The 24174-nt window shown below is 58.3% G+C and carries 34 protein-coding genes; 25 read left to right on the top strand and 9 right to left on the bottom strand.

Annotation, left to right across the window (positions count from 1 at the left end; genetic code table 11):
- Positions 1–103: 103 nt before the first annotated feature.
- A complete protein-coding gene (locus AB7M26_RS23350) occupies positions 104–463 on the top strand; it encodes a DUF6124 family protein (protein ID WP_123494199.1) in 360 nt (119 codons plus the stop codon).
- Positions 464–645: 182 nt separating this feature from the next.
- Here AB7M26_RS23350 and ppnN read toward each other — a convergent pair whose 3' ends face one another.
- Complete coding sequence (gene ppnN, locus AB7M26_RS23345) at positions 646–2019, bottom strand: nucleotide 5'-monophosphate nucleosidase PpnN (protein WP_123360795.1); 1374 nt, start codon at positions 2017–2019, stop codon at positions 646–648.
- Between the two features lie 226 nt (positions 2020–2245).
- Here ppnN and AB7M26_RS23340 point away from each other — a divergent pair, with 226 nt between their 5' ends.
- Together AB7M26_RS23340 and AB7M26_RS23335 are read left to right on the top strand one after the other, a co-directional pair.
- Positions 2246–2773 (top strand): DUF3087 domain-containing protein, encoded by a 528-nt coding sequence (locus AB7M26_RS23340; protein ID WP_123494201.1) that lies wholly within the window; start codon positions 2246–2248, stop codon positions 2771–2773.
- A 150-nt stretch (positions 2774–2923) separates the two neighbouring features.
- Positions 2924–4501 (top strand): sensor domain-containing diguanylate cyclase, encoded by a 1578-nt coding sequence (locus AB7M26_RS23335; protein ID WP_123494203.1) that lies wholly within the window; start codon positions 2924–2926, stop codon positions 4499–4501.
- Between the two features lie 15 nt (positions 4502–4516).
- Here the strand turns inward: AB7M26_RS23335 and AB7M26_RS23330 are convergent, their stop codons facing one another.
- Positions 4517–4903, bottom strand: a complete 387-nt coding sequence (locus tag AB7M26_RS23330) for a DUF2784 domain-containing protein (RefSeq protein WP_052966899.1) — start codon at positions 4901–4903, stop codon at positions 4517–4519.
- Between the two features lie 136 nt (positions 4904–5039).
- On the opposite strand from AB7M26_RS23330, the gene AB7M26_RS23325 reads away from it, so the two are divergent.
- The 5 genes from AB7M26_RS23325 (at position 5040) to AB7M26_RS23305 (ending at position 7807) form a co-directional block, all read left to right on the top strand.
- Positions 5040–5738 carry an AzlC family ABC transporter permease gene (locus tag AB7M26_RS23325; protein WP_007895507.1) on the top strand — a complete coding sequence of 233 codons (699 nt, stop codon included), beginning with the start codon at positions 5040–5042 and terminating at the stop codon, positions 5736–5738.
- Positions 5738–6049, top strand: coding sequence for an AzlD domain-containing protein (locus AB7M26_RS23320; RefSeq protein ID WP_167331190.1), 312 nt, complete (start codon positions 5738–5740; stop codon positions 6047–6049). The genes AB7M26_RS23325 and AB7M26_RS23320 overlap by 1 nt, the downstream gene beginning before the upstream one ends.
- A gap of 67 nt (positions 6050–6116) precedes the next feature.
- Positions 6117–6275, top strand: a complete 159-nt coding sequence (locus AB7M26_RS23315) for a hypothetical protein (protein ID WP_185022029.1) — start codon at positions 6117–6119, stop codon at positions 6273–6275.
- A gap of 246 nt (positions 6276–6521) precedes the next feature.
- Complete coding sequence (locus AB7M26_RS23310) at positions 6522–7421, top strand: polysaccharide deacetylase family protein (RefSeq protein WP_123494205.1); 900 nt, start codon at positions 6522–6524, stop codon at positions 7419–7421.
- Between the two features lie 134 nt (positions 7422–7555).
- On the top strand, positions 7556–7807 hold the full coding sequence (locus tag AB7M26_RS23305) for a DUF1652 domain-containing protein (RefSeq protein WP_123494207.1): 252 nt from the start codon (positions 7556–7558) through the stop codon (positions 7805–7807).
- Here AB7M26_RS23305 and AB7M26_RS23300 read toward each other — a convergent pair.
- On the bottom strand, positions 7797–8699 hold the full coding sequence (locus AB7M26_RS23300; protein WP_123494209.1) for a LysR family transcriptional regulator: 903 nt from the start codon (positions 8697–8699) through the stop codon (positions 7797–7799). The two genes, AB7M26_RS23305 and AB7M26_RS23300, sit on opposite strands and share 11 nt — an antisense overlap.
- Before the next feature lie 127 nt (positions 8700–8826).
- Between AB7M26_RS23300 and AB7M26_RS23295 the strand changes: the two genes are divergently transcribed.
- From AB7M26_RS23295 to AB7M26_RS23260, 8 genes are all read left to right on the top strand, one after another.
- Positions 8827–9987 (top strand): muconate cycloisomerase family protein, encoded by a 1161-nt coding sequence (locus tag AB7M26_RS23295; protein ID WP_185022031.1) that lies wholly within the window; start codon positions 8827–8829, stop codon positions 9985–9987.
- A gap of 10 nt (positions 9988–9997) precedes the next feature.
- Positions 9998–10288, top strand: a complete 291-nt coding sequence (catC, locus tag AB7M26_RS23290; RefSeq protein ID WP_007895545.1) for a muconolactone Delta-isomerase — start codon at positions 9998–10000, stop codon at positions 10286–10288.
- Between the two features lie 51 nt (positions 10289–10339).
- Positions 10340–11269 carry a catechol 1,2-dioxygenase gene (catA, locus tag AB7M26_RS23285; RefSeq protein WP_007895548.1) on the top strand — a complete coding sequence of 310 codons (930 nt, stop codon included), beginning with the start codon at positions 10340–10342 and terminating at the stop codon, positions 11267–11269.
- 118 nt (positions 11270–11387) lie between these two features.
- Positions 11388–12347, top strand: a complete 960-nt coding sequence (locus tag AB7M26_RS23280; RefSeq protein WP_123494213.1) for an AraC family transcriptional regulator — start codon at positions 11388–11390, stop codon at positions 12345–12347.
- Positions 12348–12600: 253 nt separating this feature from the next.
- Positions 12601–13965 (top strand): benzoate 1,2-dioxygenase large subunit, encoded by a 1365-nt coding sequence (gene benA / locus AB7M26_RS23275; RefSeq protein WP_008072149.1) that lies wholly within the window; start codon positions 12601–12603, stop codon positions 13963–13965.
- Positions 13962–14450 (top strand): benzoate 1,2-dioxygenase small subunit, encoded by a 489-nt coding sequence (gene benB / locus AB7M26_RS23270; protein ID WP_007895555.1) that lies wholly within the window; start codon positions 13962–13964, stop codon positions 14448–14450. The genes benA and benB overlap by 4 nt, the downstream gene beginning before the upstream one ends.
- Before the next feature lie 9 nt (positions 14451–14459).
- Positions 14460–15473 carry a benzoate 1,2-dioxygenase electron transfer component BenC gene (benC, locus tag AB7M26_RS23265; protein WP_008012365.1) on the top strand — a complete coding sequence of 338 codons (1014 nt, stop codon included), beginning with the start codon at positions 14460–14462 and terminating at the stop codon, positions 15471–15473.
- A 191-nt stretch (positions 15474–15664) separates the two neighbouring features.
- The gene (locus tag AB7M26_RS23260; protein ID WP_123494215.1) at positions 15665–16438 is read left to right on the top strand and encodes a 1,6-dihydroxycyclohexa-2,4-diene-1-carboxylate dehydrogenase; all 774 of its coding nucleotides are present in this window, start codon (positions 15665–15667) and stop codon (positions 16436–16438) included.
- 43 nt (positions 16439–16481) lie between these two features.
- Here the strand turns inward: AB7M26_RS23260 and AB7M26_RS23255 are convergent, their stop codons facing one another.
- Positions 16482–16844 carry an NUDIX hydrolase gene (locus tag AB7M26_RS23255; protein ID WP_123494217.1) on the bottom strand — a complete coding sequence of 121 codons (363 nt, stop codon included), beginning with the start codon at positions 16842–16844 and terminating at the stop codon, positions 16482–16484.
- 222 nt (positions 16845–17066) lie between these two features.
- Between AB7M26_RS23255 and AB7M26_RS23250 the strand changes: the two genes are divergently transcribed.
- Complete coding sequence (locus AB7M26_RS23250) at positions 17067–17270, top strand: SPOR domain-containing protein (RefSeq protein ID WP_123494219.1); 204 nt, start codon at positions 17067–17069, stop codon at positions 17268–17270.
- Between the two features lie 53 nt (positions 17271–17323).
- Here the strand turns inward: AB7M26_RS23250 and osmE are convergent, their stop codons facing one another.
- Together osmE and AB7M26_RS23240 are read right to left on the bottom strand one after the other, a co-directional pair.
- Positions 17324–17686, bottom strand: coding sequence for an osmotically-inducible lipoprotein OsmE (osmE, locus tag AB7M26_RS23245; RefSeq protein ID WP_123494221.1), 363 nt, complete (start codon positions 17684–17686; stop codon positions 17324–17326).
- A gap of 11 nt (positions 17687–17697) precedes the next feature.
- Positions 17698–17937, bottom strand: a complete 240-nt coding sequence (locus AB7M26_RS23240) for a hypothetical protein (protein ID WP_052964464.1) — start codon at positions 17935–17937, stop codon at positions 17698–17700.
- Positions 17938–18028: 91 nt separating this feature from the next.
- Here AB7M26_RS23240 and AB7M26_RS23235 point away from each other — a divergent pair, with 91 nt between their 5' ends.
- The 4 genes from AB7M26_RS23235 (at position 18029) to AB7M26_RS23220 (ending at position 20321) form a co-directional block, all read left to right on the top strand.
- The gene (locus AB7M26_RS23235) at positions 18029–19255 is read left to right on the top strand and encodes an RtcB family protein (protein WP_123494223.1); all 1227 of its coding nucleotides are present in this window, start codon (positions 18029–18031) and stop codon (positions 19253–19255) included.
- Positions 19256–19358: 103 nt separating this feature from the next.
- Complete coding sequence (locus AB7M26_RS23230; protein ID WP_123494225.1) at positions 19359–19595, top strand: hypothetical protein; 237 nt, start codon at positions 19359–19361, stop codon at positions 19593–19595.
- 74 nt (positions 19596–19669) lie between these two features.
- A complete protein-coding gene (locus AB7M26_RS23225; protein WP_008074995.1) occupies positions 19670–20005 on the top strand; it encodes a hypothetical protein in 336 nt (111 codons plus the stop codon).
- A gap of 85 nt (positions 20006–20090) precedes the next feature.
- Entirely contained in the window at positions 20091–20321 is a 231-nt protein-coding gene (locus tag AB7M26_RS23220) for a hypothetical protein (protein ID WP_123494227.1), read from the top strand.
- Between the two features lie 263 nt (positions 20322–20584).
- On the opposite strand, the gene AB7M26_RS23215 is transcribed toward AB7M26_RS23220, so the two are convergent.
- Positions 20585–20779 carry a hypothetical protein gene (locus AB7M26_RS23215; protein WP_123494229.1) on the bottom strand — a complete coding sequence of 65 codons (195 nt, stop codon included), beginning with the start codon at positions 20777–20779 and terminating at the stop codon, positions 20585–20587.
- A 188-nt stretch (positions 20780–20967) separates the two neighbouring features.
- Here AB7M26_RS23215 and AB7M26_RS23210 point away from each other — a divergent pair, with 188 nt between their 5' ends.
- The 3 genes from AB7M26_RS23210 (at position 20968) to AB7M26_RS23200 (ending at position 22013) form a co-directional block, all read left to right on the top strand.
- Positions 20968–21162 carry a hypothetical protein gene (locus AB7M26_RS23210; RefSeq protein ID WP_063340250.1) on the top strand — a complete coding sequence of 65 codons (195 nt, stop codon included), beginning with the start codon at positions 20968–20970 and terminating at the stop codon, positions 21160–21162.
- Positions 21163–21282: 120 nt separating this feature from the next.
- Positions 21283–21588, top strand: a complete 306-nt coding sequence (locus AB7M26_RS23205) for a hypothetical protein (RefSeq protein ID WP_123494231.1) — start codon at positions 21283–21285, stop codon at positions 21586–21588.
- 170 nt (positions 21589–21758) lie between these two features.
- On the top strand, positions 21759–22013 hold the full coding sequence (locus tag AB7M26_RS23200; protein ID WP_123494233.1) for a hypothetical protein: 255 nt from the start codon (positions 21759–21761) through the stop codon (positions 22011–22013).
- A 195-nt stretch (positions 22014–22208) separates the two neighbouring features.
- Here the strand turns inward: AB7M26_RS23200 and AB7M26_RS23195 are convergent, their stop codons facing one another.
- Both AB7M26_RS23195 and AB7M26_RS23190 read right to left on the bottom strand, forming a co-directional pair.
- The gene (locus AB7M26_RS23195) at positions 22209–22625 is read right to left on the bottom strand and encodes a CBS domain-containing protein (RefSeq protein WP_123494235.1); all 417 of its coding nucleotides are present in this window, start codon (positions 22623–22625) and stop codon (positions 22209–22211) included.
- 99 nt (positions 22626–22724) lie between these two features.
- Positions 22725–23411, bottom strand: coding sequence for an SOS response-associated peptidase family protein (locus AB7M26_RS23190; RefSeq protein ID WP_123494374.1), 687 nt, complete (start codon positions 23409–23411; stop codon positions 22725–22727).
- Between the two features lie 216 nt (positions 23412–23627).
- On the opposite strand from AB7M26_RS23190, the gene AB7M26_RS23185 reads away from it, so the two are divergent.
- Complete coding sequence (locus AB7M26_RS23185; protein ID WP_038982768.1) at positions 23628–24071, top strand: CopD family copper resistance protein; 444 nt, start codon at positions 23628–23630, stop codon at positions 24069–24071.
- Positions 24072–24174: the final 103 nt, after the last annotated feature.

Raw genomic sequence — 24174 nt, 5'->3', positions numbered from 1 at the left:
CTGCCGGGTTCCTTGATTCCCGGTCTGCGAACCTGCGTACAGCTGCCACCTATCTTCGTTTCGCAGCGAACCGTGGCGGCTCCACTAATCAAGGAGCATTACCATGTTCAAAGCCACACCCAACCCACCGGAAACCGATCCAACATCCCCCTACGATTCCCTCGATTCGAAAAAACTCAACGAAGCCGCCGACCGCGCCCTCGATTACTACCTCAAGCCGCCCATCCCCAAAGACACCAAGCGCAAACCCAGCACCATTTACCATGTCGGCGCCGAGGTCGATAACGAAACTCTACTGGTCAACGCCTGCGAATCCCTGGCGTCAGCGAGCATGATGCTCAGTGAGTTCGCCGGGTTGATGGACATGCCACATCGCAACATGATGTTGGGGATTCAATCGGTGGTCATGCTCGGGGAGTTGGCGGTGAATCGGGTGCTGGATAACCTCGATCCGCGAGGTTAGCGAGGATGATCGTTCCCATGCTCTGCGTGGGAATGCAGCCCGGGGACGCTCCGCGTCCCTTCCAGAGCCGAACGCAGAGCGTCCGTTGAGGCATTCCCACGCAGAGCGTGGGAACGATCAAAACCCCGCAGCACGCGGGGTTTCTTGTCAAAGTGTGGGTGTTAAAGCTCACATCAATATTGTTACGCCACCACCTGATAACACGGCACATATTCCGCGCCGCCCGGCAGTTTCATCCGGTGCTGGGCGACGAAGGCTTTGAGCAGTTTGTCCAGCGGCTGCATGACGGCAGCATCGCCACGAATCTGGTACGGCCCGTGTTCTTCGATCAGGCGGATGCCCTTGTCCTTGACGTTGCCGGCGACGATGCCGGAGAACGCGCGGCGCAGGTTGGCGGCCAGTTCGTGGGACGGCAGGTTGCGGCTCAGTTGCAGGTTGGCCATGTTGGCGTGGGTCGGGTCGAACGGGCGCTGGAAGCCTTCGTCGATCTTCAGCAGCCAGTTGAAATGGAACGCGTCGTTGCGCTCGCGACGGAACTGTTTGACCTCTTTCAGGCCCTGAGTCATTTGCCGCGCCACTTCAACCGGGTCGTCAATGATGATCTCGTAGTGTTGCTGCGCGGCTTCACCGAGGGTGGCACCGACGAAGGCGTGCAACTGCTCCAGATACGGCGCGGCGCTTTTCGGCCCGGTGAGGACCACGGGGAAGGGCAGGCTTTCATTGTCCGGGTGCATCAGGATGCCGAGCAGGTACAGGAATTCTTCGGCTGTGCCTGCGCCACCCGGGAAAATGATGATGCCGTGGCCTACGCGCACGAACGCTTCCAGACGTTTCTCGATGTCCGGCAGGATCACCAGTTCGTTGACGATCGGGTTCGGCGCTTCGGCGGCGATGATCCCGGGTTCGGTCAAGCCGAGGTAGCGGCCACCGTGGATGCGCTGCTTGGCGTGGGCGATGGTCGCGCCTTTCATCGGGCCTTTCATCACGCCCGGGCCGCAACCGGTGCAGATGTCGAGGCTGCGCAGGCCGAGCTCGTGGCCGACTTTCTTGGTGTATTTGTATTCTTCGGTGTTGATCGAGTGGCCGCCCCAGCACACCACGATTTTCGGTTCGACGCCGGGGCGCAGGGTGCGGGCGTTGCGCAGCAGGTGGAAGACGTAGTCGCTGATGCCCTGGGAGGTGCTCAGGTCGATGCTCAAGGCGTCGAGTTCGTTTTCGGTGTAGACGATGTCGCGCAGGGCGCTGAAGAGCATTTCACGGGTGCTGGCGATCATTTCGCCATCGACGAACGCGTCGGCCGGGGCGTTCAGCAGTTCCAGGCGTACGCCGCGGTCTTGCTGGTGAATGCGGATTTCGAAGTCTTTGTAGGCTTCCAGTATGGTCTTGGCGTTATCGACGTGGGCGCCGGTATTGAGGATGGCCAGGGCGCACTGGCGGAAAAGGGTGTAGGTGAGGCCGGTTCCGGCTTCGCTCAGTTGCTGTACTTCACGTTGGGACAGTGTTTCCAGGCTGCCTTTAGGGCTGACCGAGGCGTTGATTACATGTCGTTGGGTCATTCAATGATCCTTAAAACGATGTCACCCGCCGGCAGGCGCATGGCATCCGAATAGTGTGTATCCATGATGAAGATGGCACGAACTGCGCTGTATCGCCATGTTCCCCGTTTGACGATGGAAAGATGAAAAGGAGCCCCAGCATAGCTAAATCCTTCGGGGAGGCGATAATGCCCCGCAGTCTTTTTGCCACAGAGCCTTTCCCATTGATGCAAGGAACCCCGTCGCGATGTTCGAAATCCAGCCAATGAATGCCGAAACCTATCGACGCCAGACGCGGCGCAGCACGGTGATCATCGCCCTGATGTTCCTGGCGCTGGCGATGGTGCTGTCCACGGCGGCGGTGGCGCTGTTCGGCGAGCCCGGCGGCGACAATCTGCGTTTCAACGTGGGCGGCGTGTTTGCCGCATTATTGCTGATGGCGGCGCTGATGCGCGGCAAGTTCTGGACCCAGGAATGGATGGCGCCAGCGGTCTACGGTTGGCAGCTCAAGCGCAGCCTCATGAGCATCACCAACGTCATGCACCAGGTCACGGCGGCAGTGGAGAAGGGCGATCCGAGCGCCATGAAGCTGCTGCGTTTTTATCACTTGGGGTTGAGCCAGATGCACCAGTTGGACGGCAACTCCAGCGACCATAGCCAGCTGACCCGTGAAATGGACCAGCACAAGGCGCGGATGGAAGCGCTGGGTATCGAGACCGAACAGACGCAATTGAATCCGGCCTGGCTTGAGGCGGTGAAACAGACGCAGATGTAGCCTTGCGATTGTTGGCGATGAGCATTTTCGCGCAAATCACCTATCGTATTCGTTGATGAGTCATAGTGGTCTGAGCGCCAGCCACGGCTGGCTGGCGCTAAAAGGGCGAACGGGAAAATTCGCCATGTCATAAGGGATTAAGGGAGCGTCATGGGGCATCCGTCCGTCAAAGATCGTATCGAAAGCACCCGACTCGCCACGCCTTGGTTACCCGGGCAGGTTGAGTCGAAACTCAAGGTTCGATACGCAGTCTTCCTGCTCGTTGCGGTGTGCCTGTCCATGACGGCCATTGCGATCGGCGAAGGCTGGAACGCCCGTCAGTATCATTTGCACGGTAGCGAAGTGGAAATGTCCAACCTGGCGCAAACCTTGGCCTCGCAGGCACAAGCATCGATCAAACAGGCCGATACGCTGCTGTTTGCCGTGGTGGACCGCCTCGAAAACGATGGCATGGAACCAGCGAAAATTCCCAGACTGCAACGTTTGCTCCACGCCCAGCGCAATGAACTGGCGCAGATCCATGGGCTGTTCGTTTTCGACGAAGAAGGACGCTGGCTCGCCAACTCCAATAACGCGGTGCTGGCCAATGCCAATAACTCCGACCGTGAATACTTCATCTACCACCGTGATCATCCCGAACGCGGCCCTCATATCGGTCCATCGATAAGAAGTCGCTCGACCGGTGAGTGGGTCATGACCGTGTCACGCCGGATCAATCACGCCGATGGGCGGTTTGCTGGCGTGGTGGCGGCTTCGATCTATCTCAATCATTTCCTGAACCTGTACAACAGCATCGACATGGGCAGTAACGGGGTAGTCAATCTGATCGCTGACGACGCCACCATCGTCGTTCGCCGACCGTTCAATGAAGCCGATATCGGCACCAATGTCGCCAAGGGGCCGCTGTTTACCCAGCTGTTGCCCAAGGGCGATTCCGGAACGGCCATCGTCAAATCCTACGTGGACGGGGTGGAGCGGGTGGTGGGATTTCGGCGGGTCGAGGGTTATCCGCTCATCGTTTTTACCGCTCTCGACAAGGAAGAAGTCCTGGCCAGTTGGCGGCAGGAATCAATACTCAGTGCGGGGATCGTCGCATTGCTGCTGGGGTTTGTGAGCGTTCTCGGCTATCGCCTGATCCGTGTCATGAAGCAGCAGAATACTATTCAGAACGAATTGCTGGAGGCTCAGGAAAAACTCCTTGAGGTCAACCATAGCCTCAAGTTGCTGGCTCTGGAGGATGCACTGACCGGCCTTTCCAACCGGCGTCAATTCGACCTGTTCATCCTGGCGGAAATGGGCCGTGCCAGGCGTACCCACACCAGCCTTGCGTTGCTGATGATCGATGTCGATCATTTCAAGAGTTTCAATGATCACTACGGTCATTTGGCAGGCGATGAGTGTTTGCGCAAGATCAGCACCATCATCACCGACAACATCCAGCGCCCCGGCGATCTTGCTGCCCGATTCGGTGGTGAGGAGTTTACGGTGGTGCTGCCCGGCACCGATTATGTGGGGGCGTTTCTGGTGGCGGAAAAGATCCGTCGCGCGGTTCAGCAAATCGACATCAAGCATAGCGGCAGCCCCGAAGGCCTCGTCACGGTCAGCCTGGGGGTCTGTGCCTACAACCAGACGGCGCAGAGCCAGCCCGAAGATTTGATCGGTGCAGCAGACAAAGCGCTGTATGTGGCCAAGGCCAGTGGTCGGAACATGAGCGTCATTGCCAACTGAACTCAACCAGAGCGGTTATTGCCCTGAATGAGTCGGATGTCGCAGCTTCCATAAGCGGATCAGCCGCAGGTAGATCAGCACGTTGATCGCCAGCACCACGCTGCCCAGCCCTAGCTGAATCGTGGGTGTCAGCCCGGCCGGATAAATAATCGGCCACACATAATGCTCAATAAAACCGCCGCCATAACCGGTTTGCCCGGCCGCGTGGCGCATGAGGTTTTCCCAATCGGTCAGTGGGCACGTCAGGTGGAAAACTTCCACGATCACGCCCCACGCGGCGGCGGGCAGGTGCCACCAGGCCAGGTGGTGCCATTTGAGCACCAGCAGCCCGCCGAACAGCACGAACAGAATGAACAACAAGTGAGACAGGACCAGCCCGTCAGCGGCGATTCGGTAAAGCATGTCGATTCCCTGACGCGTTATGTGAATCGCTCCATGGTACTCGCGCCGGATAATCGCCAAAAGTGCGCAAGATAGTTCAAGCCATGGGCCGTGACTGCTGGCACAGTCTGGAGTCTTTCCCTGGTTGTAGAGCGTTATGTCCAATTCACTTATGCCGCGCAGTGCATTCCTTCGCGGTGCCGCGGCCATCATGCCGTTGTCCCTGGCGACCGCGCCTTGGGGGTTGCTGGCCGGTTCCATGGCCATCGAAGCCAACCTCACACCGCTGCAAGGCCAGGGGCTGTCGAGCATCGTGTTTGCCGGCGCGGCTCAATTGGTTGCCATCGGCATGCTCAAGGGCGGTGCCGGGGTCTTTTCTATTCTGTTGACCACCTTGTTGCTGACCTCCCAGCATTTGCTTTACGGGATGAGCATGCGTTCAGTGATTTCCCCGTTGCCGGGCCGCTGGCGTGTGGGGCTGGGCTTTTTGCTCACCGACGAGTTGTTCGCCCTGACCAGTCAGCATGACAAACAGCAGTTCAATCGTTGGTACGCCCTGGGCGTGGGCCTGACGTTCTACATCGCGTGGAACCTCTTCACCCTGGCGGGCATTGTGCTGGGCAGCAGCATTCCGGGCCTTGAACACCTGGGGCTGGACTTCTCCATCGCGGCGACCTTTATCGCCTTGATCACGCCAGTGGTGCGCAATGTTCCGACGGTGGTCTGCGTGGCGGTTTCACTGTTCTGTTCGGTGCTGTTCAGCTATTGGCAATGGGGCTCGGCCCTGGTGTTGTCGGGGTTGGCGGGCATGACCGCAGGCTTTATCTGCAACAAATTCTATGTGGGGCGCACATGATGGTCTGGGCTGTGATTATCGGGATGGGCCTGCTGGTGTTCCTGAACCGCTACGTATTTCTTGAGCCTCGGCTGCCGGTGCGCTTGAGCAGCAATGCCCGGCAGTTCCTCGGTTTCGCAGTGCCGGGCATGCTTACCGCCATCTGCGGGCCAATCGTGTTCATGCCCGACAAGCAGTTGAACCTGCAGTGGGACAACCCGTACCTGATCAGTTCGCTGGCGGCCGTGGGCCTGGTCCTTTACACCCGCAACACCTTGCTCAGCATGTTGTTGAGCATGGGGTTCTTCTTTTTGCTGCGGTGGTGGCTCTGAGTCGTCCCCGGCGAAACTGTTCTACGCTTAAGGAAGATGACTGATCCCTTGAGGAATGGAGGTGGACATGGCCACTGAACCAAAGCGTCCGGACCCGGATGAGGACATCGATGAACCGACGGAGGAAGAGCTCGAGCAGCAGAGGCGTTCGATACCGGACTGGAAGCATCCTGACGACGGTAAAGAACTGTCGGACCGCGATCAGGAGCGTCCGCTGAAACCCTGACAACTGCACATGCCAAAAGCCCTGCCACTGATGGCGGGGCTTTTTAGCTTCCAATGCCTGAAATGCAATCAATTGCAGAACATGGCACAGAGTCTTCATCCTCCTTTTGACGCCCCCCGGAACCAAACACTGTGTACCCTTATCCAACCTCGGCTTGCAGCGATCTGCGGGCCGGTCGAGGGATGAATGGGCGAGGGGTTTTTGCCATTAAACGTGATGACCGCAAGGTCTGGTCCAAGGCAAAACATGAAGCAGCTGGTCAAGGTTTTCTCCGCGTTCGCCATCGCAGTCGGCCTGCTGGGCTGCATTGCCGCGCCCATTGAAATGACGCCGCAGACGCAACAAAGTCTGCGCGAGCAAGCGCCGATCCGCTTTTTGCTGACCTTCGATGACGGGCCCAGCGCGTCGGGTTTTTACAACCCGACCGTCACCGTGCTCGACAGCCTCGCGCGCAATCCGCTGCAACCCGACATTAAAGCGGTGTTCTTCGTGCAGACCCGTGACTCACGCGCCGGCGGCAGTGAAGCGGGTCGACAGATCATGCGTCGCGAACACGCCGAAGGTCACCTGTTGGGCTTCCACACCGCCACGCGCCGGCACACCAACCATCGTTCTCTGGACCCGGAAGAGCTGGAACAGTCGCTCACTGATGGCAGTGCAGACATCGCCGCGATCAGCAAAACCACGCCGACCCTGGTGCGTCCGCCATTCTGGAACTACGACAAGCGCACCTTTGCGGCCTATCAACAGCATGGCATGCACGTATTGCTGACTGACCTGAGCGCCAATGACGGCAAGATCTGGGGCTTTAACGCCAGCCCCCGTCGTCGGGCCAATATGCTGCGGCAACTGTCCGAAGTCCGAGAGCGCATTGCCCTCGGCGAGTTGCCGACGGTGGACGGAGTGATTCCGGTGGTAGTGACCTTTCACGACCTGAATCGCTACACCGCCCGGCATACCCGGGAATACCTGCAAATCCTCCTCGACAGTGCCAGTGCCACCGGTCTGGCCACGGCGCAGAAAGCGTTTTACGACGATACGGCAGCGCTGCAACGGGCGGCCATGGCGCGTACTGTCCGTGACAGTTCAGAAGCGGTTGAGTTGCCAGGCATCTGGAACTGGTTATGGGGCGCAGATACCCACTGATCGATGTCGGGCGATTAATTGTTCAAAGTGAGAAGTAGCTAACACTAATTGTCAGCGTTCGCTGGCGCGGGTTTATTGAAGTTGATCTACGCTGAGTGGATCCAATCGGAAAACCGTCCCCGAGGGCGCTCGTCATGATTCCAGTTCCCCAGCTTTGCAGCATTGTGGAGTCCGGTTTCAAACCGTTGTCCTGCGAATGCACCGTGAATCGCGATGAAACATTGCGGATCAAGGTCTTCGATCACAGCACTGGGCGGATTGAACTGTTGATTACCGGCGTATCGCCCGACGAGTTGACCAGTGTCCGCGATATTTCCAACCTGATCGGCGAACTTCGCACCGAAATGCGCGCCGGGCGCCGAGCATTGGCCGGGGTCATGGCCTGATTGACGAACCTTCGCGCGGCAGCAGTTCATCGATCATCTGCAAACAATGATTCAACCCCGGCGATACATCGCCCACGCGCCTGCTGAGGATGATCGGCGAGGTCGCGTTGTCTTCCAGCACCGGGGTGAAGCCAATGTCGTCGCGGTGCAGCAACTGCACTGAGGCCGGCACCAACGTCACCCCGATTCCCGCGCCCACCAGACCGATCGCTGTTTGCAGCTCATTGGTCCATTGCGCCACGTTGATATGCACGCCATAGGATTCGAATAACGCGATCACGTGGTCGGCGTAGCTGGGCCGCGGGTTGCCGGGGTAGAGCACGAAGGGTTCTTTTGCCAGGTCACGAAGGCTGATCGGTCCGGCCAGTAATGGATGGCCGGCGGGCAGGGCGGCGACCAGCCGGTCTTCAGTCAAAACAGTCTGGATGATCGCCGGGTCGTCGATGCGGATTCGCCCGAAACCAATGTCGATGCGCCCGGCCTTGAGCGCCTGCACCTGTTGCAACGTGGTCATTTCCGAGAGCCCCAACTCAAGCGCCAGCGGCTCACCGCTGCGCAGTCGGCGAATCAGTTCCGGCAGCACGCCATAGAGTGTCGATGGCGCAAAGCCGATGCCCAGCCAGGTCTTTTCGCCCAGCCCGATCCGCCGTGTGTTGTCGCACACCTTGCCCAGTTGTTCGAGCAGGGCGGTGGAATGTTCATGGAAAAACCGCCCGGCGTCGGTCAGCTTCAGCGGTCGGCCGCGCTCCAGCAGCAGCACCCCGAGTTCGTCTTCCAGCTGCTGGATCTGCCGGCTCAGCGGCGGTTGGGCGATGTGCAGCAACTCGGCCGCGCGGGTGAAGTTGAGGGTTTGAGCCAACACCTGAAAATACCGCAGGTGACGCAGTTCCATGAGGCCTCCGGACGCTGATTTGTTAAATACCTTTAAGGTATCGAGCCAGACCAATTCTATATTGGCCGCCCGGAAAAAGCCGTACGAGAATCCGTTCCAGAACTTTAAGAACCTGACGGGTATCGACATGCGTGCAACTGCCATTGAATCGATCGAGACGATCATCGTCGATCTGCCGACCATCCGCCCGCACAAGCTGGCGATGCACACCATGCAAAACCAGACCCTGGTGATCATCCGTGTGCGCTGTGCCGACGGCATTGAGGGTGTCGGTGAGTCGACCACCATTGGCGGTCTGGCCTATGGCAACGAAAGCCCGGACAGCATCAAGACCAATATCGATACACACTTCGCGCCATTGCTGCTCGGCCAGGACAGCGGCAATGTGAATGCCGCAATGTTGCGCCTGGAGCGCAGCATTCGGGGTAACACCTTCGCCAAGTCAGGTATCGAAAGCGCCTTGCTCGACGCCCAGGGCAAGCGCCTCGGCCTGCCGGTCAGCGAGCTGCTGGGCGGTCGCGTTCGTGATGCGCTGCCGGTGGCGTGGACCCTGGCCAGCGGCGACACCGCCAAGGACATTGCCGAAGCGGAACAAATGCTCGACCTGCGCCGGCATCGGATCTTCAAGCTGAAAATCGGCGCAGGCGAGGTCAACCGCGACCTGGCCCACGTTATTGCGATCAAAAAGGCACTGGGCGATCGCGCCAGCGTGCGGGTTGATGTCAATCAGGCCTGGGACGAAGCGGTTGCCCTGCGGGCCTGCCGGATCCTCGGAAGCAACGGCATCGACCTGATCGAACAACCGATCTCGCGCAATAACCGCGCCGGCATGGTGCGCCTGAATACCGTGAGCCCGGCGCCGATCATGGCCGATGAATCCATCGAATGCGTGGAAGATGCCTTCAACCTGGCGCGCGAGGGCGCGGCTTCGGTATTCGCCCTGAAAATCGCCAAGAACGGCGGCCCACGTGCCGTGTTGCGAACCGCCGCGATTGCCGAGGCGGCGGGTATTGGCCTGTACGGCGGCACCATGCTCGAAGGCGGTATCGGCACGCTGGCCTCGGCCCATGCCTTCGTCACCCTGAACACACTGGGCTGGGACACCGAGCTGTTCGGCCCGCTGCTGCTTACCGAAGACATTCTCAGCGAGCCATTGGTCTACCGCGATTTCCAACTGCACGTCCCGCAAACACCGGGGCTGGGCCTGAGCCTGGATGAAGAGCGCCTGGCTTTTTTCCGTCGGGACAAAGTCTCCAGGACCACATCCACTGCCGTTCATCAAGCCTGAGGAGGGCATCATGCTGTTTCACGTAAAAATGACTGTGAATTTACCGGTCGACATGAACCCGGAACGCGCCGCTCAGCTCAAGGCCGACGAAAAAGCCCTGGCGCAGCGCCTGCAAGAGCAAGGCAAGTGGCGTCATCTATGGCGTATCGCCGGGCTCTATGCCAATTACAGCGTGTTCGATGTCGACAGCGTTCAGGAACTGCATGACCTGCTGATGCAATTGCCGCTGTACCCGTACATGGCCATCGAAGTCACCGCGATGTGCCGGCATCCTTCTTCCATTCGCGAGGATGACCGCTGAGCCCAGCCTGTTCAGTTCGCTACGCTAATAATTACAAGATGAGGAACCACCATGAACGTCAAGATTTCCCACACTGCCAGTGCCCAGAAGTTTCTCGAAGACGCCAGCGGTCTGCATAACGAAGCCGGCGATCCGCGGGTCAAAGCGCTGATTTACCGCATCCTGCGCGATTCGGTGAACATCATCGAAGACCTGGCCGTGACCCCGGAAGAATTCTGGAAAGCCGTCAACTACCTCAACGTGCTGGGTGCGCGTCAAGAGGCCGGGTTGGTGGTGGCCGGGCTCGGTCTGGAGCATTACCTCGACCTGCTGATGGACGCCGAAGACGAGCAGGCCGGCAAAGCCGGCGGCACACCGCGGACCATCGAAGGGCCGTTGTACGTGGCGGGTGCGCCACTGTCGGAAGGCGAAGCGCGGCTGGATGACGGCGTCGATCCGGGTGTGGTGCTGTTCATGCAAGGCCAAGTGCGCAACACCGCCGGCGAACCGTTGGCCGGCGCGGTGGTGGATGTCTGGCACGCCAATACCGGCGGCACTTATTCGTACTTCGATACCACTCAATCGGAATTCAACCTGCGTCGTCGTATCGTCACCGATGCCGAGGGCCGGTACCGTTTTCGCAGCATCGTGCCGTCGGGCTACGGCTGCCCGCCGGACGGTCCGACCCAGCAATTGCTCGATCAACTGGGCCGTCATGGCCAGCGTCCGGCGCACATTCACTTCTTCATCTCCGCGCCGGATCATCGTCACCTGACCACCCAGATCAACCTCGACGGCGATCAGTACCTGCATGACGATTTCGCCTATGCCACCCGTGATGAGTTGATTGCCAAAATCACCTTCAGTGACGATCCGCAGCGAGCGGCGGCTCATGGCGTGAGCGGGCGTTTTGCCGAAATCGATTTTGACTTCACCCTGCAGTCGTCTGCCCAGCCTGAGGAGCAGCAACGCCACGAACGGGTTCGTGCGCTCGAGGACTGACGCCACTGCGAGCTGATCCGGGCCACGAGATAACCGACCGTTTATCTCGTGGCCTTCTGCATCACAGCCAGTACCCTAGAATGTCGGCGCCACCGATAACAACAATGAGAGTGAACCGATGATGCAAGCGCAATTGTTGAGTCATCGCAGCAGAGTCTTCGACCATGCCGACCCCTACGCGGTGTCGGGCTACGTCAATCAGCATGTCGGCAATCATTGCCTGCGGATGCCCAGGGCCGGCCGGCCGCTGGCCAGCCTCGATCATCGCAAATTCGCCAGCCTCGACCTGTGCCGCATCAGTTACGGCGCCAGCGTGCGGGTTATGTCCCATGCGCTGGACAGCATCTATCACTTGCAAGTGCTGCTGCGCGGCAACTGCCTGTGGCGTGGCCATGGTCAGGAACATTACTTCGCTCCCGGCGAGTTGCTGCTGATCAACCCTGACGATCCAGTGGATCTGACCTATTCCAGTGATTGCGAAAAATTCATCCTGAAAGTCCCCTCGCGGCTGCTGGAGTCGGTGTGCGAAGAGCAGCGCTGGCGGTATCCGGGGCAGGGCGTACGGTTTCTGGAAAACCGTTATCAACTCAATGAACTGGAAGGTTTCGTCGGTCTGCTGGCGATGATTTGCCAGGAGGCGGAAGCCACCGAACAGATTCCCAGGGTGCAGGAGCACTATGCGCAAATCGTGGTCAGCAAAATGCTTGGCCTGATGAAGACCAACGTCATGCGCACCGATCCCGGCTCACCCTCGGCCACGTTCGAGGCGCTGGTCGATTACATCGCGTGCAACCTCAAGCAGGACATCGACAGCGAAGAACTGGCGCGCCAGGCGCGGATGAGCCTGCGTTCGCTGTATGGGTTGTTCGAGCGCAACGCAGGGGACACGCCGAAAAACTACATCCGGCAGAAAAAGCTCGAACGCATTCACGCCAACCTGAGCGACCCGACCTGCAACGTGCGCAACGTCACGCAAGTGGCCATGGATTACGGCTTTCTGCACCTGGGCCGGTTCTCCGACAGCTACCGCAAACAGTTCGGCGAATTGCCTTCCGACACCCTCAAGCGCCGTCATTGAATAGGTTGCGATAAGTAACCTGTGGCGAGGGAGCTTGCTCCCGCTGGACTGCGCAGCAGTCCCATTCTTTCAGGAAGAGAGTGGGGCCGCTTCGCAGCCCAGCGGGAGCAAGCTCCCTCGCCACATTGGCAAGCGTCAACCACCGACCGCTCTCTGCACAAAACGGATACAGGTCTGCACCCGGCGGATAGTCCGCCCCATCCCCGCGTCCTAGCATGGCCCTGCCTGAATAAAAACAATGGAGGCGGCGGCCATGTCCCTGCGACCCGAATACCTTCACTCCCTGCTTGAAGAAGACCCTGAGCAGGGCATCTATCGCTGCAAGCGCGAGATGTTCACCGATCCGCGGCTGTTCGACCTCGAGATGGAACACATCTTTGAAGGCAATTGGCTGTACCTCGCCCACGAAAGCCAGATCCCCAACAATAACGATTTCTACACCACCACCATGGGGCGTCAGTCGATCTTCATCGCGCGCAACAAGGACGGTGAACTGAACGCCTTTATCAATGCGTGCAGCCACCGTGGCGCGATGCTCTGCCGGCACAAGACCGGCAACAAGAGTTCGTACACCTGCCCATTCCACGGCTGGACCTTCAACAACTCCGGCAAGCTGCTCAAGGTCAAGGACCCGGCAGCGGCTGGCTACCCGGCGAGCTTCAATTGCGAAGGTTCCCACGACCTGACCAAAGTCGCGCGTTTCGAATCCTATCGCGGCTTCCTCTTTGGCAGCCTCAAGGCCGATGTCGTGCCGCTGGTTGAGCACCTGGGCGAGTCGGCGAAGATCATCGACATGATCGTCGACCAGTCCGCTGATGGCCTGGAAGTGCTGCGCGGTTCCTCCAGCTACATCTACGAAGGCAACTGGAAACTCACCGCCGAAAACGGTGCCGACGGTTATCACGTCAGCTCGGTGCACTGGAACTACGCGGCGACCCAGAACCAGCGCAAACAGCGCGAAGCCGGCGATTGCAATCCGACCATGAGCGCCGGCACCTGGGCCAAGCAGGGCGGCGGTTTCTATTCCTTCGACAAGGGCCACATGCTGCTCTGGACCCGTTGGTCCAACCCCGAGGACCGTCCGCTGTACGAGCGTCGCGACGAGTTGGCCCGGGATTTCGGCAAGGCTCGCGCCGACTGGATGATCGAGAACTCGCGCAACCTGTGCCTGTACCCGAACGTGTACCTGATGGACCAGTTCAGCTCGCAGATCCGCATCGCTCGGCCGATCTCGGTCAACCGCACCGAAATCACCATTTACTGCATCGCCCCCAAAGGCGAAAGCGACCACGCCCGTTCGAGCCGGATTCGTCAGTACGAGGACTTCTTCAACGTCAGCGGGATGGCGACCCCGGATGATCTGGAAGAGTTTCGCTCCTGCCAGACGGGTTACCAGGGCAGCGTCACCACGTGGAACGACATGTCCCGTGGCGCCGAACATTGGGTCGAAGGCGCTGATGACGCGGCGAAGGAAATCGACCTGCATCCGCTACTCAGCGGCGTGCGTACCGAGGACGAAGGCCTGTTCGTGTTGCAACACAAGTATTGGCAGCAAACGATGCTCAAGGCGTTGGCCGCGGAGCAGTCCGAACTGATTGCAGTGGAGGCCGTGCAATGACCATTACCTATGACGCGGTGCGCGATTTTCTCTACCGCGAAGCACGCTACCTCGACGACAAACAATGGGACGACTGGCTGGAGTTGTACGCGCCGGACGCGACATTCTGGATGCCGTCCTGGGATGACAACGACGAGCTGACAGAAGACCCGCAGCGGGAAATCTCGCTGATCTGGTACGGCAACCGCACCGGCCTGGAAGACCGCATCTTCCGCATCAAGACCGAGCGTTCCAGTGCCAGCGTGCCGGACACCCGCACCTCGCACAACCTCAGCAATATCGAGCTGCTCGAACAGGCCGACGGGCTATGCAAGGTGCGCTTCAACTGGCACACCCTGAGCTTTCGCTACAAGACCGTCGACAGCTATTTCGGCAGCAGTTTCTACACCCTGGATGTGCGCGGTGAGAACCCGTTGATCAAGGCCAAGAAAGTGATCCTGAAGAACGACTACGTTCGCCAGGTCATCGATGTCTACCACCTCTGAGGCGGCGTCATGACTCATTCCATTGCATTCAATTTCGAAGACGGCGTCACCCGATTCATCGATGCCAACGCCGGCGAAACCGTGGCCGATGCCGCGTATCGCCAGGGCATCAATATTCCACTGGACTGCCGCGACGGCGCTTGCGGAACCTGCAAGTGCTTCGCCGAGGCTGGCCGCTATGATTTGGGCGAGGACTACATCGAAGACGCCCTCAGCGCCGACGAAGCGCAACAGGGTTTTGTCCTGACCTGCCAGATGCGGGCGCAGAGCGATTGCGTGGTGCGGGTGCCGGTTTCATCGGATGTCTGCCGCACCCGTCAGGCCAGTTACGACGCCACCATCAGCGCCGTGCGTCAGTTGTCCGACAGCACCATCGCGCTGTCGATCAAGGGCGAAGCCCTGAGCAAGCTGGCGTTCCTGCCGGGGCAGTATGTGAACCTCGGGGTGCCCGGCAGCGAGCAGACTCGGGCTTACTCGTTCAGCTCGTTGCAGCGGGACGGCGAAGTCAGTTTTCTGATTCGCAACGTACCCGGCGGCTTGATGAGCAGTTTCCTCACCGGCATGGCCAAGGCCGGTGACAGCATGAGCCTGGCCGGACCGTTGGGCAGTTTCTATCTGCGCGACATCCGCCGTCCATTGTTGTTGCTGGCCGGTGGCACCGGCCTGGCGCCGTTCACCGCGATGCTGGAAAAAATCGCCGAACAGGGCAGCGAGCATCCACTGCATTTGATCTACGGCGTGACCAACGATTTCGACTTGGTGGAACTCGATCGACTCGAAGCCTTCGCCGCACGAATTGCGAACTTCAGCTTCAGTGCCTGCGTGGCCAATCCCGACAGCCGGCACCCGCTCAAGGGTTACGTGACCCAACACATCGAGCCACGGCATTTGAACGATGGCGATGTCGACGTCTACCTGTGCGGCCCGCCGCCGATGGTCGAAGCGGTCAGCCAGTTCATCCGCGAACAAGGCATTGCGCCTGCGAACTTCTACTACGAGAAATTTGCCGCCAGCGCGGCCTGAGCCGGGCTGGAGGGAGCGATGAAAATCCTGTGGGAGCGTGGCTTGCCCGCGAAGAATGCACCGCGGTTTTTCAGGCATTACGCGTCATCGTTCTTCGCGGGCAAGCCACGCTGCCACAGGTTCTGCGTTTTAACTTACCTGGTTCGCTCCCACAGAACTAACTGGCCGGCATCCTTCATCACGAGGTACACATGAACAGATTCCACGAAAAAGTCGCGCTGATTACCGGTGCCGCCCAAGGCATCGGCCGGCGTGTGGCTGAACGCATGGCCGCCGAAGGTGCGCGACTGATTTTGGTCGACCGCTCTGATCTGGTGTTCGAGCTCCAGAAACAACTGGGGCAGAGCAGCCAGGTACTTGCCCTGACCGCCGACCTTGAGCAATACAGCGAATGCTTGCGCGTGATGCGCACCGCTGTCGAACGCTTTGGTCGCCTCGACGTGCTGGTCAATAACGTTGGCGGCACGATCTGGGCCAAGCCTTTCGAGCACTATGAAGAGGCGCAGATCGAAGCCGAAGTTCGCCGATCATTGTTTCCGACATTATGGTGTTGCCATGCCGCGCTGCCGTTCATGCTCGAACAAGGCAGCGGTGCCATCGTCAACGTCTCGTCCATTGCCACCCGTAGCGTCAATCGCGTGCCGTACGGTGCGGCGAAGGGCGGGGTCAATGCGCTGACCGCTTGCCTGGCGTTCGAAACGGCCGGTCGTGGCGTGCGGGTCAACGCGACCGCCCCCGGTGGCACCGAGGCGCCACCGCGACTGATCCCACGCAACACCGCGCAACAGAGCGCGCAGGAAAAGCTCTGGTATCAGCAGATTGTCGACCAGACCCTCGACAGCAGTTTGATGAAGCGCTACGGCACGCTGGATGAGCAGGCGAGCGCTATCCTGTTTCTGGCCAGCGACGAAGCCTCTTACATCACCGGGATGATCATGCCGGTCGGAGGCGGCGATCTGGGCTGAAAAGCTTGCAGATGACATCGGCTAAGGCCTGAATACCTGCGATCTACAAGCGACGCTGAAACGCTTTGACGATTCTGAGCGCGGCGTCGCTTATTTTCAGGTTGTGGACGGCCTCCAGCGGATACCAGATGCAGTCGAAGATTTCATTCTGTGGACGAGCCACCGCCAGATTTACGACCGACGCTTCGTACACATGGTGCCGAGTGCTGGTTGTTTCCAGCTCCATGAGGTACAGCAGGCCGTCGACCCCAAGTCCTGTTTCTTCGTAAAGCTCTCGCATGGCCGCGTCCGCAGCGGTTTCGCCAGGCTCGACTTTTCCGCCGGGCAAGGTCCAGGGAGACTTGGGCTTGCGCACCAGGAGGATATGTCGATCCTGTTCGCAAATGACCGTGGCACGTACTTTCATGAGTTACCCGACTGCTATTTGTCATAAAACAGTCATAAAAATGCAATATTCAGGCCGAAGTCCGCAGAAGTATCTGTTTGAAGGGTTGGAGTCGACAGGGTCGCTGAAAGTGCGATTGGAATGCCGGAATACCGACGCGACGTCTGGTTGGCACTTCAGTGAAGGTCGGGTGTAAGGTAATTGAGTCGATCCAGGACTATCACTGCCGAAATGGAGGTGACTATGAGCGTTCCGATGCTGAACAAAATGCACATGAACGGCTATGACGTACTCAGCGTGAACAACGGCCCCTGGCGGGTATGCACCAAAGGTGACCGGCTTGGAGCCTTTGGCAGCAGAGAGGAAGCATTGGCTTATGCGGCTTCGCTTCCTGCCTACAGACCGCGGTCGAGTAAAGCGTCGCGCAGCCACAAACCAGACAAATAGTGCGCTATAGCAGCTGCCGAGCCTGCCTGCGAGGCAGCTGCTACACGGTGGAATCAGTAGCCGCCGCCACCCATCCCGCCTGTGGAAGGGGAATATTCTCTGGCTTTTTGTTGGGCACGACTCCATTGCGCACAGGTCATGAAGCTTTTGTGGTCGACCTTGCCCAGCTTGTCGAAACTGACGTTGTACGGCTGCTGATGGCCGGCCTGGGTCAGCTTGTAGTCAAAGCAGGTACCAGGTTCCACCGTACGCTTGGTGATCGATAAAGGCTGGCCGCCAATCTGCTGGACTTGTTCCTTGCTCATGCCAGTCTCGACCTTGGCGACCAGCGGTTGGTCTCGATAAATATGTGATTCCGTGTTGCAGCCACCTGACGCCGCCAGCACGGCGATCAGCGCGCATAGACGCTTGTTCATGGCAGCGCTCTCTAGTGAGCTTTCGTTCGACTGATGGATTTTGCCTTTACTTCTTCAGCATAGCCCGCCAGTCGCTCTTCATCGCCCTGGAACAACGCGCACAGCCTTAGTGTTGCCTCTGCGTCCACATCATTGCCGGCCAGGCGCAACTGCTCTGCGATGCGCAAAAGCTCTACCGCCGACCACCTCAGGTCCGAGGCTACACCTTGCAGGTCGCGCCGAAGTTGCTGTTCATATTCGTTAAGCCACATGATGACCTCCTGCAATTCCCCGCTACGAAATAGTAGTCCTATTTACCTGTCTGGAGCGTTATGTTCGTCTGATCGCAAGAGAGTCGAAATCATGCAAAAACCTGTCTACCAATTGCTGGAAGTCGCCAACGGCAAGCCGATCAAACTCTGGGCCGAGGGAGTGCCGGTTGAAAGCGAAGCCCGGCAGCAATTGATCAATATCGCGAAGATGCCATTTATCTTCAGGCACCTGGCGGTGATGCCGGACGTGCATCTGGGCAAAGGGTCCACCATCGGCAGTGTGATCCCCACTGTGGGCGCGATCATTCCGGCAGCCGTGGGCGTGGATATCGGCTGCGGCATGATTGCCGCATGCACTTCACTGACCGCCGACGACTTGCCAGACAACCTGCACGGCCTGCGTAGTGCCATCGAAAAAGCCGTGCCACATGGCCGCACGTTGAGCCGTGGCCGCCGTGATGAAGGCGCCTGGAACCACGTTCCACACCAGGCCGATCAAGCCTGGGCGGCTCTGAGCTCACGGTTCAAGGCGATCACCGACAAATACCCGAAACTCGCCAGCACCAACAACCGTCAGCACCTGGGCACCCTCGGTACCGGTAATCACTTCATCGAGGTCTGCCTGGATGAGGCCAACCGCGTCTGGTTCATGCTGCACAGCGGTTCTCGCGGCGTTGGCAATGCTATCGGAACCCTGTTCATTCAATTGGCCCAGGCGGACATGCGCCAGCACATCGCCAATCTGCCGGACCGCGATCTGGCCTATTTCAAGGAGGGCAGCCGGCACTTCGATGACTACGTCGAAGCGGTGGGCTGGGCTCAGGACTTTGCTCGGCAGAACCGGGCATTGATGATGCAGGCGGTGATTCAGGCAGCGCGGCAAGTGATCCGCAAACCTTTCGAGGTCGCGCTGGAGGCTGTGAACTGCCACCACAATTACGTGCAGAAAGAGCGGCACTTCGGTGAAGACGTCCTGGTCACCCGCAAGGGCGCGGTGTCGGCGAAGAAGGGCGAACTGGGGATTATTCCCGGCTCCATGGGCGCCAAAAGCTTCATCGTTCGCGGGCTTGGCAACGAGCAATCATTCTGCTCCTGCAGCCATGGTGCCGGTCGGACCATGAGCCGCACCAAAGCCAAAAATACCTTCACTGTCGCGGACCAGATTCGCGCGACCGCTCATGTGGAGTGCCGCAAGGATGCGGCGGTCATCGATGAGATTCCGATGGCCTACAAGGACATCGATAAAGTCATGTACGCACAGCGTGATCTGGTGGAAGTGCTGCACACTTTGCGGCAGGTGGTCTGCGTGAAGGGATAGTGATGGAAGGTGCTTCCATTGGTCGGGAACATTAACGTGAGATAACAGCTCTGCTGTCGTATTGAGGTAGTGATTTATTCGCTGGGGCGAGGCTATCTCGAAAATGACGACTACCGATGATTTCAAACACCATGCACATGAGCTGATCGTTGACCTGGATGCGGCCACCACGGAAATGATGAAACTGATCTCGGCCCATCAGATGAGCGGTCCGGAATGGGAGCGGGTCATGAAATGGCAGCATGAAGCGTACGAGCGATGGATGACGTACCTCAATGCGAGATCGTATCCCGAGTCCGGCTCGGGGGCCGAGCCGGGGCAGGGCGAAGCCCCTGTATAGAGAGCGTCGGGTGTCCGCTGGATGTCTGCACAAGTACAGGCTACATTTCCCGTTTTTCAGGAAGGGAAGCGTTTATGCGCATGTTGATAGCGGGAATAGCGGTGGCTGTGTTGGCGGGCTGTTCATTACCCGCATCCGTGGTGCCCGGCGAGCCCAATATCAGCAAATACAGCGATAAGGCGCCCAAGGAATATGCCGCGTGTGTATTGCCGTTATGGCGTCAGGACATTCCGGGATCGACGCAATCGCCGATTTCCAATGGCTATCGGATCACCGCACCCAGTGTCATTACAGCTGACGAAATTCTGGTTATCGTGAAATCGAAGGATGGCAGCCGGGTATCGCTTTACCAAGGGCCTCCGTGGGCCAAGTCAGGGGCGCTGCGCCAGGCTGTCCGGGATTGTTTATAACGCCCGCAGCTGCCGTATGTCGGAACTGAGGAACGGTCATTCCTGAATCAACTTCCAAGAGCTGACAGTCCCAGGGAGTTTGGCTATGAATGATGATCGGAAAAAGGCAGCCCTCGATGCCTGGTACCGGCTCTTGAGAGAACCGGAGGCCGGGATGGATTGTGAAGAACACTACGACAAACTGCTGAAGGCGGCGGATGAAATGGAAGGGGCCGGGCTCATCAACAACGCCGAATGGCGTGAGCTGGTGCGCGATGCAAGGGGAGCTTTTTCCGCTGCAAGCGATGGTGTCGGGAGCGGAACAGTCAGTAGATGACTTAAAAATAGTGTGGATATTTAATGAGTTAGGAGATTTAGTAACTGGATGGTGAGTCAGAATATCTTGTTACAAGTCCCGCGATTGGGTAATATTGCCTCGCGTTCACCACCACGGTTTATGCATTTTTAAAGCCCAGGCGTCCATCAGCTGCCTGGGCTTTTTTTTGTCTGGAATTTGGAATGGCTTATGAGCGCGCTGCCGGCAGAGAGCCAGCAGCGTCGATGATGAGCATGATGGACAAACGTTATTGATGCCTGTCGTTACCCGACTGGATCAGCCTTGCGCCGATCGCTGCCGGATGGATTGCCAGTGTCAAGAAGCCTTCTTTCCACCAGGACATTTTGCAGGGCCTGGCGTGCCGAAGGGCTTAGCTGATGTTCTCTCTCCTTGAGTTCGAGCAAGATGGGGTTGGACCATCCACGATAGGTTTGCTCGGAAATTCGAGTAGATGTCATCTATCTCTCCTTTGATGAGTCGCCCGACAATACAGTGGGCGAAGTCCTGTGCGCTAAAAATCCTAGTTGAGGAAACGACTTGTCGCCAGTGAGCGGATGGCAATGAAGTGCCGGTCATCCTTCGCGACGCGGGTAGTCCACGATTCGGGAGTAAACTTAAAAGGCTACCTCATCAAAAGGAGCCGCATATGATCGCCGATCAAATGAACAGACAGGAGTCGGAGCAAGGCGCTGTTTGGGATCAATACTTCTGTGCCGCGTTGATTGCCGAAAGCCATCTGACGGCACCGGTGGTAGGAGAAGCCACCCACGAAGACAGGCAGAATCTGTTAATCCAAAGGGCCAAAGCACTCGCCGATAAGATGCTGGAAAACAGAAGATAACCGCAGCCCAGCCATTGCGCTGGGCTCTTCGCTTTTTGATGCTTTTATCTTTCTGCGAAGTGAACGCTCCTTGGTCGCGGATCGTCTACAGTTGGTAGTTCATGGATACGGAGATCGAACATGAAGTGCCTAATTTGTCAGGCTGCCTCTAATACTGTTCATGCGGCTGACGACTGGTCAGAAATCAAATGCCCGGCCGGATGTGGACGCTACAAGGTCTCTGCGAACCTAGTGGAGAAAATGAAACTCAAGAACGAGTTCTTTGACATCGAACGCACAAGACGATGGCTTGAGATGTCACGCATCGATGAGCCGGTGCCGTTGATATCCACCTATGACTACCACGTTTCCTTATTGCATCGCGACACCGAGGTGAGGTCGGTCATCGCGCCGATTCGCTCCAGGCAGCCGCTGACTTCGGATTAGGTCCTGGCTGTAACACCGTCAGCGCGGGCATTTGCTCGATCTTTCGGACGAGAGGTCGATGAGGAACAAGTTTCAGAAGAGCATCCCCGCTATTTGTCACTCTCCCTATCCAGGTTGTCAGCGTTGATGGCGGGCTGAAGCGGCTATGGCTGAATGATCAGGAGGTGGCTATGAACTGTCCGCTTTGTGGAAATACTTATGCGCTGGAAGATTCTTCGTACGGGAGTGGCTTGCGCATTCATTGCGAGCCGTGCGGTGGTTTCTATCGAATTTCAACAACCCTGAGCGGCTTGGCCGAGGGAAAGATCTATGACACCGAGCGCGCTCGAGCCCGCTTGAAAAAGAAGCGTGAAACCGACGAATTGGAAGATCAAGAGCCGGCGCTAGGCGCGGAGGACGAAGACCTGCTAGTCGAGCCCAACTGATGTGTCGTGCAATAAGCATGCGACCCAGCCAACGACGCACCGGGTGTGGGAAGGTTATCTCTGCGAGACGGTTGCGGTGGATGTGTGCACAAGGACTCGCCTGACTCTGAAGACGGGTTTCGAACCGGATTCCAGACCAGGCGAGCGTGCCAGATCCATGCGAGTTTTAATCCTGATGAACGCTTAGCGGCCCGGTTAATGATGAGCCTGTGCCACTCCGCGCAAAACCGTCGCAGCGGCGGATTGAGATCGAGTGCTGGCAATGTTTCCCAGCGATACGACGCCCACCAGACGCTTGTCCCGGTTAAGCACGGGCAGACGGCGCAGTTGCACGTCCGCCATGTTTTTAGCCACGTGCTCGATGTCTTCATCCTCAAAGCAATAGCGGATGCCGCCAGTCATTACTTTACTGATAGGGGTTTTGCCGGGGAGTCCTTCGGCTACGGCCCTAATGGCTATATCCCGGTCCGTGATCATGCCAACCAAACGCTCTTGCTCCTCAACCATGATGGCGCCGCTATCGATCCTGGCCATCATGTTCGCGGCCTCCTGGATCGTCTGGCTTGGTTTGGCTGTTAAAACATCTTTCGTCATGACTTCCGAAATCTTCATGAAAAGACTCCTTTAAAGTGATGCTTCAGTGATTAAGGGCTGCCAATGTTTTCGACTTTGGAGGGGAAGGGCGGGTTCAGATTGTTTTGTCTCCACTCGTCATGGTGGCGAGATCGGCTCTATCAGTTCCGAGCCCTGGTTCCTCACGTTGCCCACGGCCATGTCCACTTTGAACCATTCGAAGACGTCGCAGGGTTCGCGTTCCTGCAGGATTATCTGTTCGGCGCGCTCCTTGGGCGTGTAGGGGTCAATCCATTCCCGAGCCAGTTCGGGACTGAGCGTCACAGGCCGACGGTCATGAATATCCACCATGCCGCCTTCACTGTCCGCGGTGATGATTACGAAGCCGTCATGCTCTTCCGGCTCCTTTTCGTACCTTGGATACTGACCAATGGCGGCGCACAGGATCGGCGCGTGATCCTTGCGACGGATCAGGTACGGCTGTTTCTTCGGACCGCCCTCGTAAACCCATTCAAACCAGTTGTCGATGGCAATAATTGCCCGGTGCGGCCATATCTCCTTGAAGAACGGGTCGTGGGCGACTTTCTCAACCCGGGCGTTGATCGGTGTCGCGTGATCCCTGGCCCAATGCGGTCGCCAGCCCCAACGAACCCTGTCGGCGTGCAACATGCCGCTTTCCTCGTGGAAGAGGGCGAGCTGAGTCGACGGCGCGGCGTTGTAGAGCTCGAGCGGCTGGTCGCCAGCATTGTTGACCAGGGCGTTGGGCATGCTCAGCGCCGCCACGAACTCGTGAACACCTCGATACTGCGAAAGTCGTCCGCACATGGCTGAGCCCTCATGCTGAAGCTTAAGTTTAGACAATAGTTTCAAGGTGAAGCGTTGAGGCTGTTTAACCAGCAACGCCTTCAAAAAAACAGAGTCGCCGCTCGCGGCCCAGCCCACATCGGGGATTCGCGGGTTTCTTGATTGATGTCAATCGCCTGAGTCGACCTGCTCTGTACTCTGCGCAGAAACCGACAGCTGAATCGAGGGCGAAAAATCATGCTCTATCCGCTGTTTCTGACCTTTCATCTGTTTGCCGCCCTGATCTTTATCGGCACGGTGTTCTTCGAAGTCCTGTTCCTGGAAAGCATCCGCAAACAGTTGCCCGCCAAAGTGATGCTGCTGGTCGAGGAGGGTATTGGCCGCCGCGCCCGCACCCTGATGCCGTGGGTGCTGCTGGTACTGTTCGGTGCGGGGCTGGGCATGGTCTGGCTGCGCTATTTGCCCGTTCTTGCAACGCCAATGGCCTCATCGTTCAGCACCTTGTTGCTGTTGAAAATCATGGTCGCTGTGAGCGTGCTGCTGCATTTCCTGGCCGCCATGTTTCTGTTCAAAAGCGGCCGAATGAACGCTCGATACCTGCATTTCATCCATGGCAGTGTGTTCTGCCATATGGTCGTCATTGTGCTGCTGGCCAAGGGGATGTTTTACCTGACGTGGTGAGCGGCCTTGCCCCAAGGTCTGTCCTGCAAGCACTTGGCTTGCGCTTGATACAAGTCAAGGAGCATGGATCGCCAATCCCGGACACTGTTGATCCGCAGCCAGT

It is taken from the genome of Pseudomonas sp. F-14 TE3482, assembly GCF_053629455.1.
This window is presented reverse-complemented; position numbering and strand designations above follow the sequence as displayed.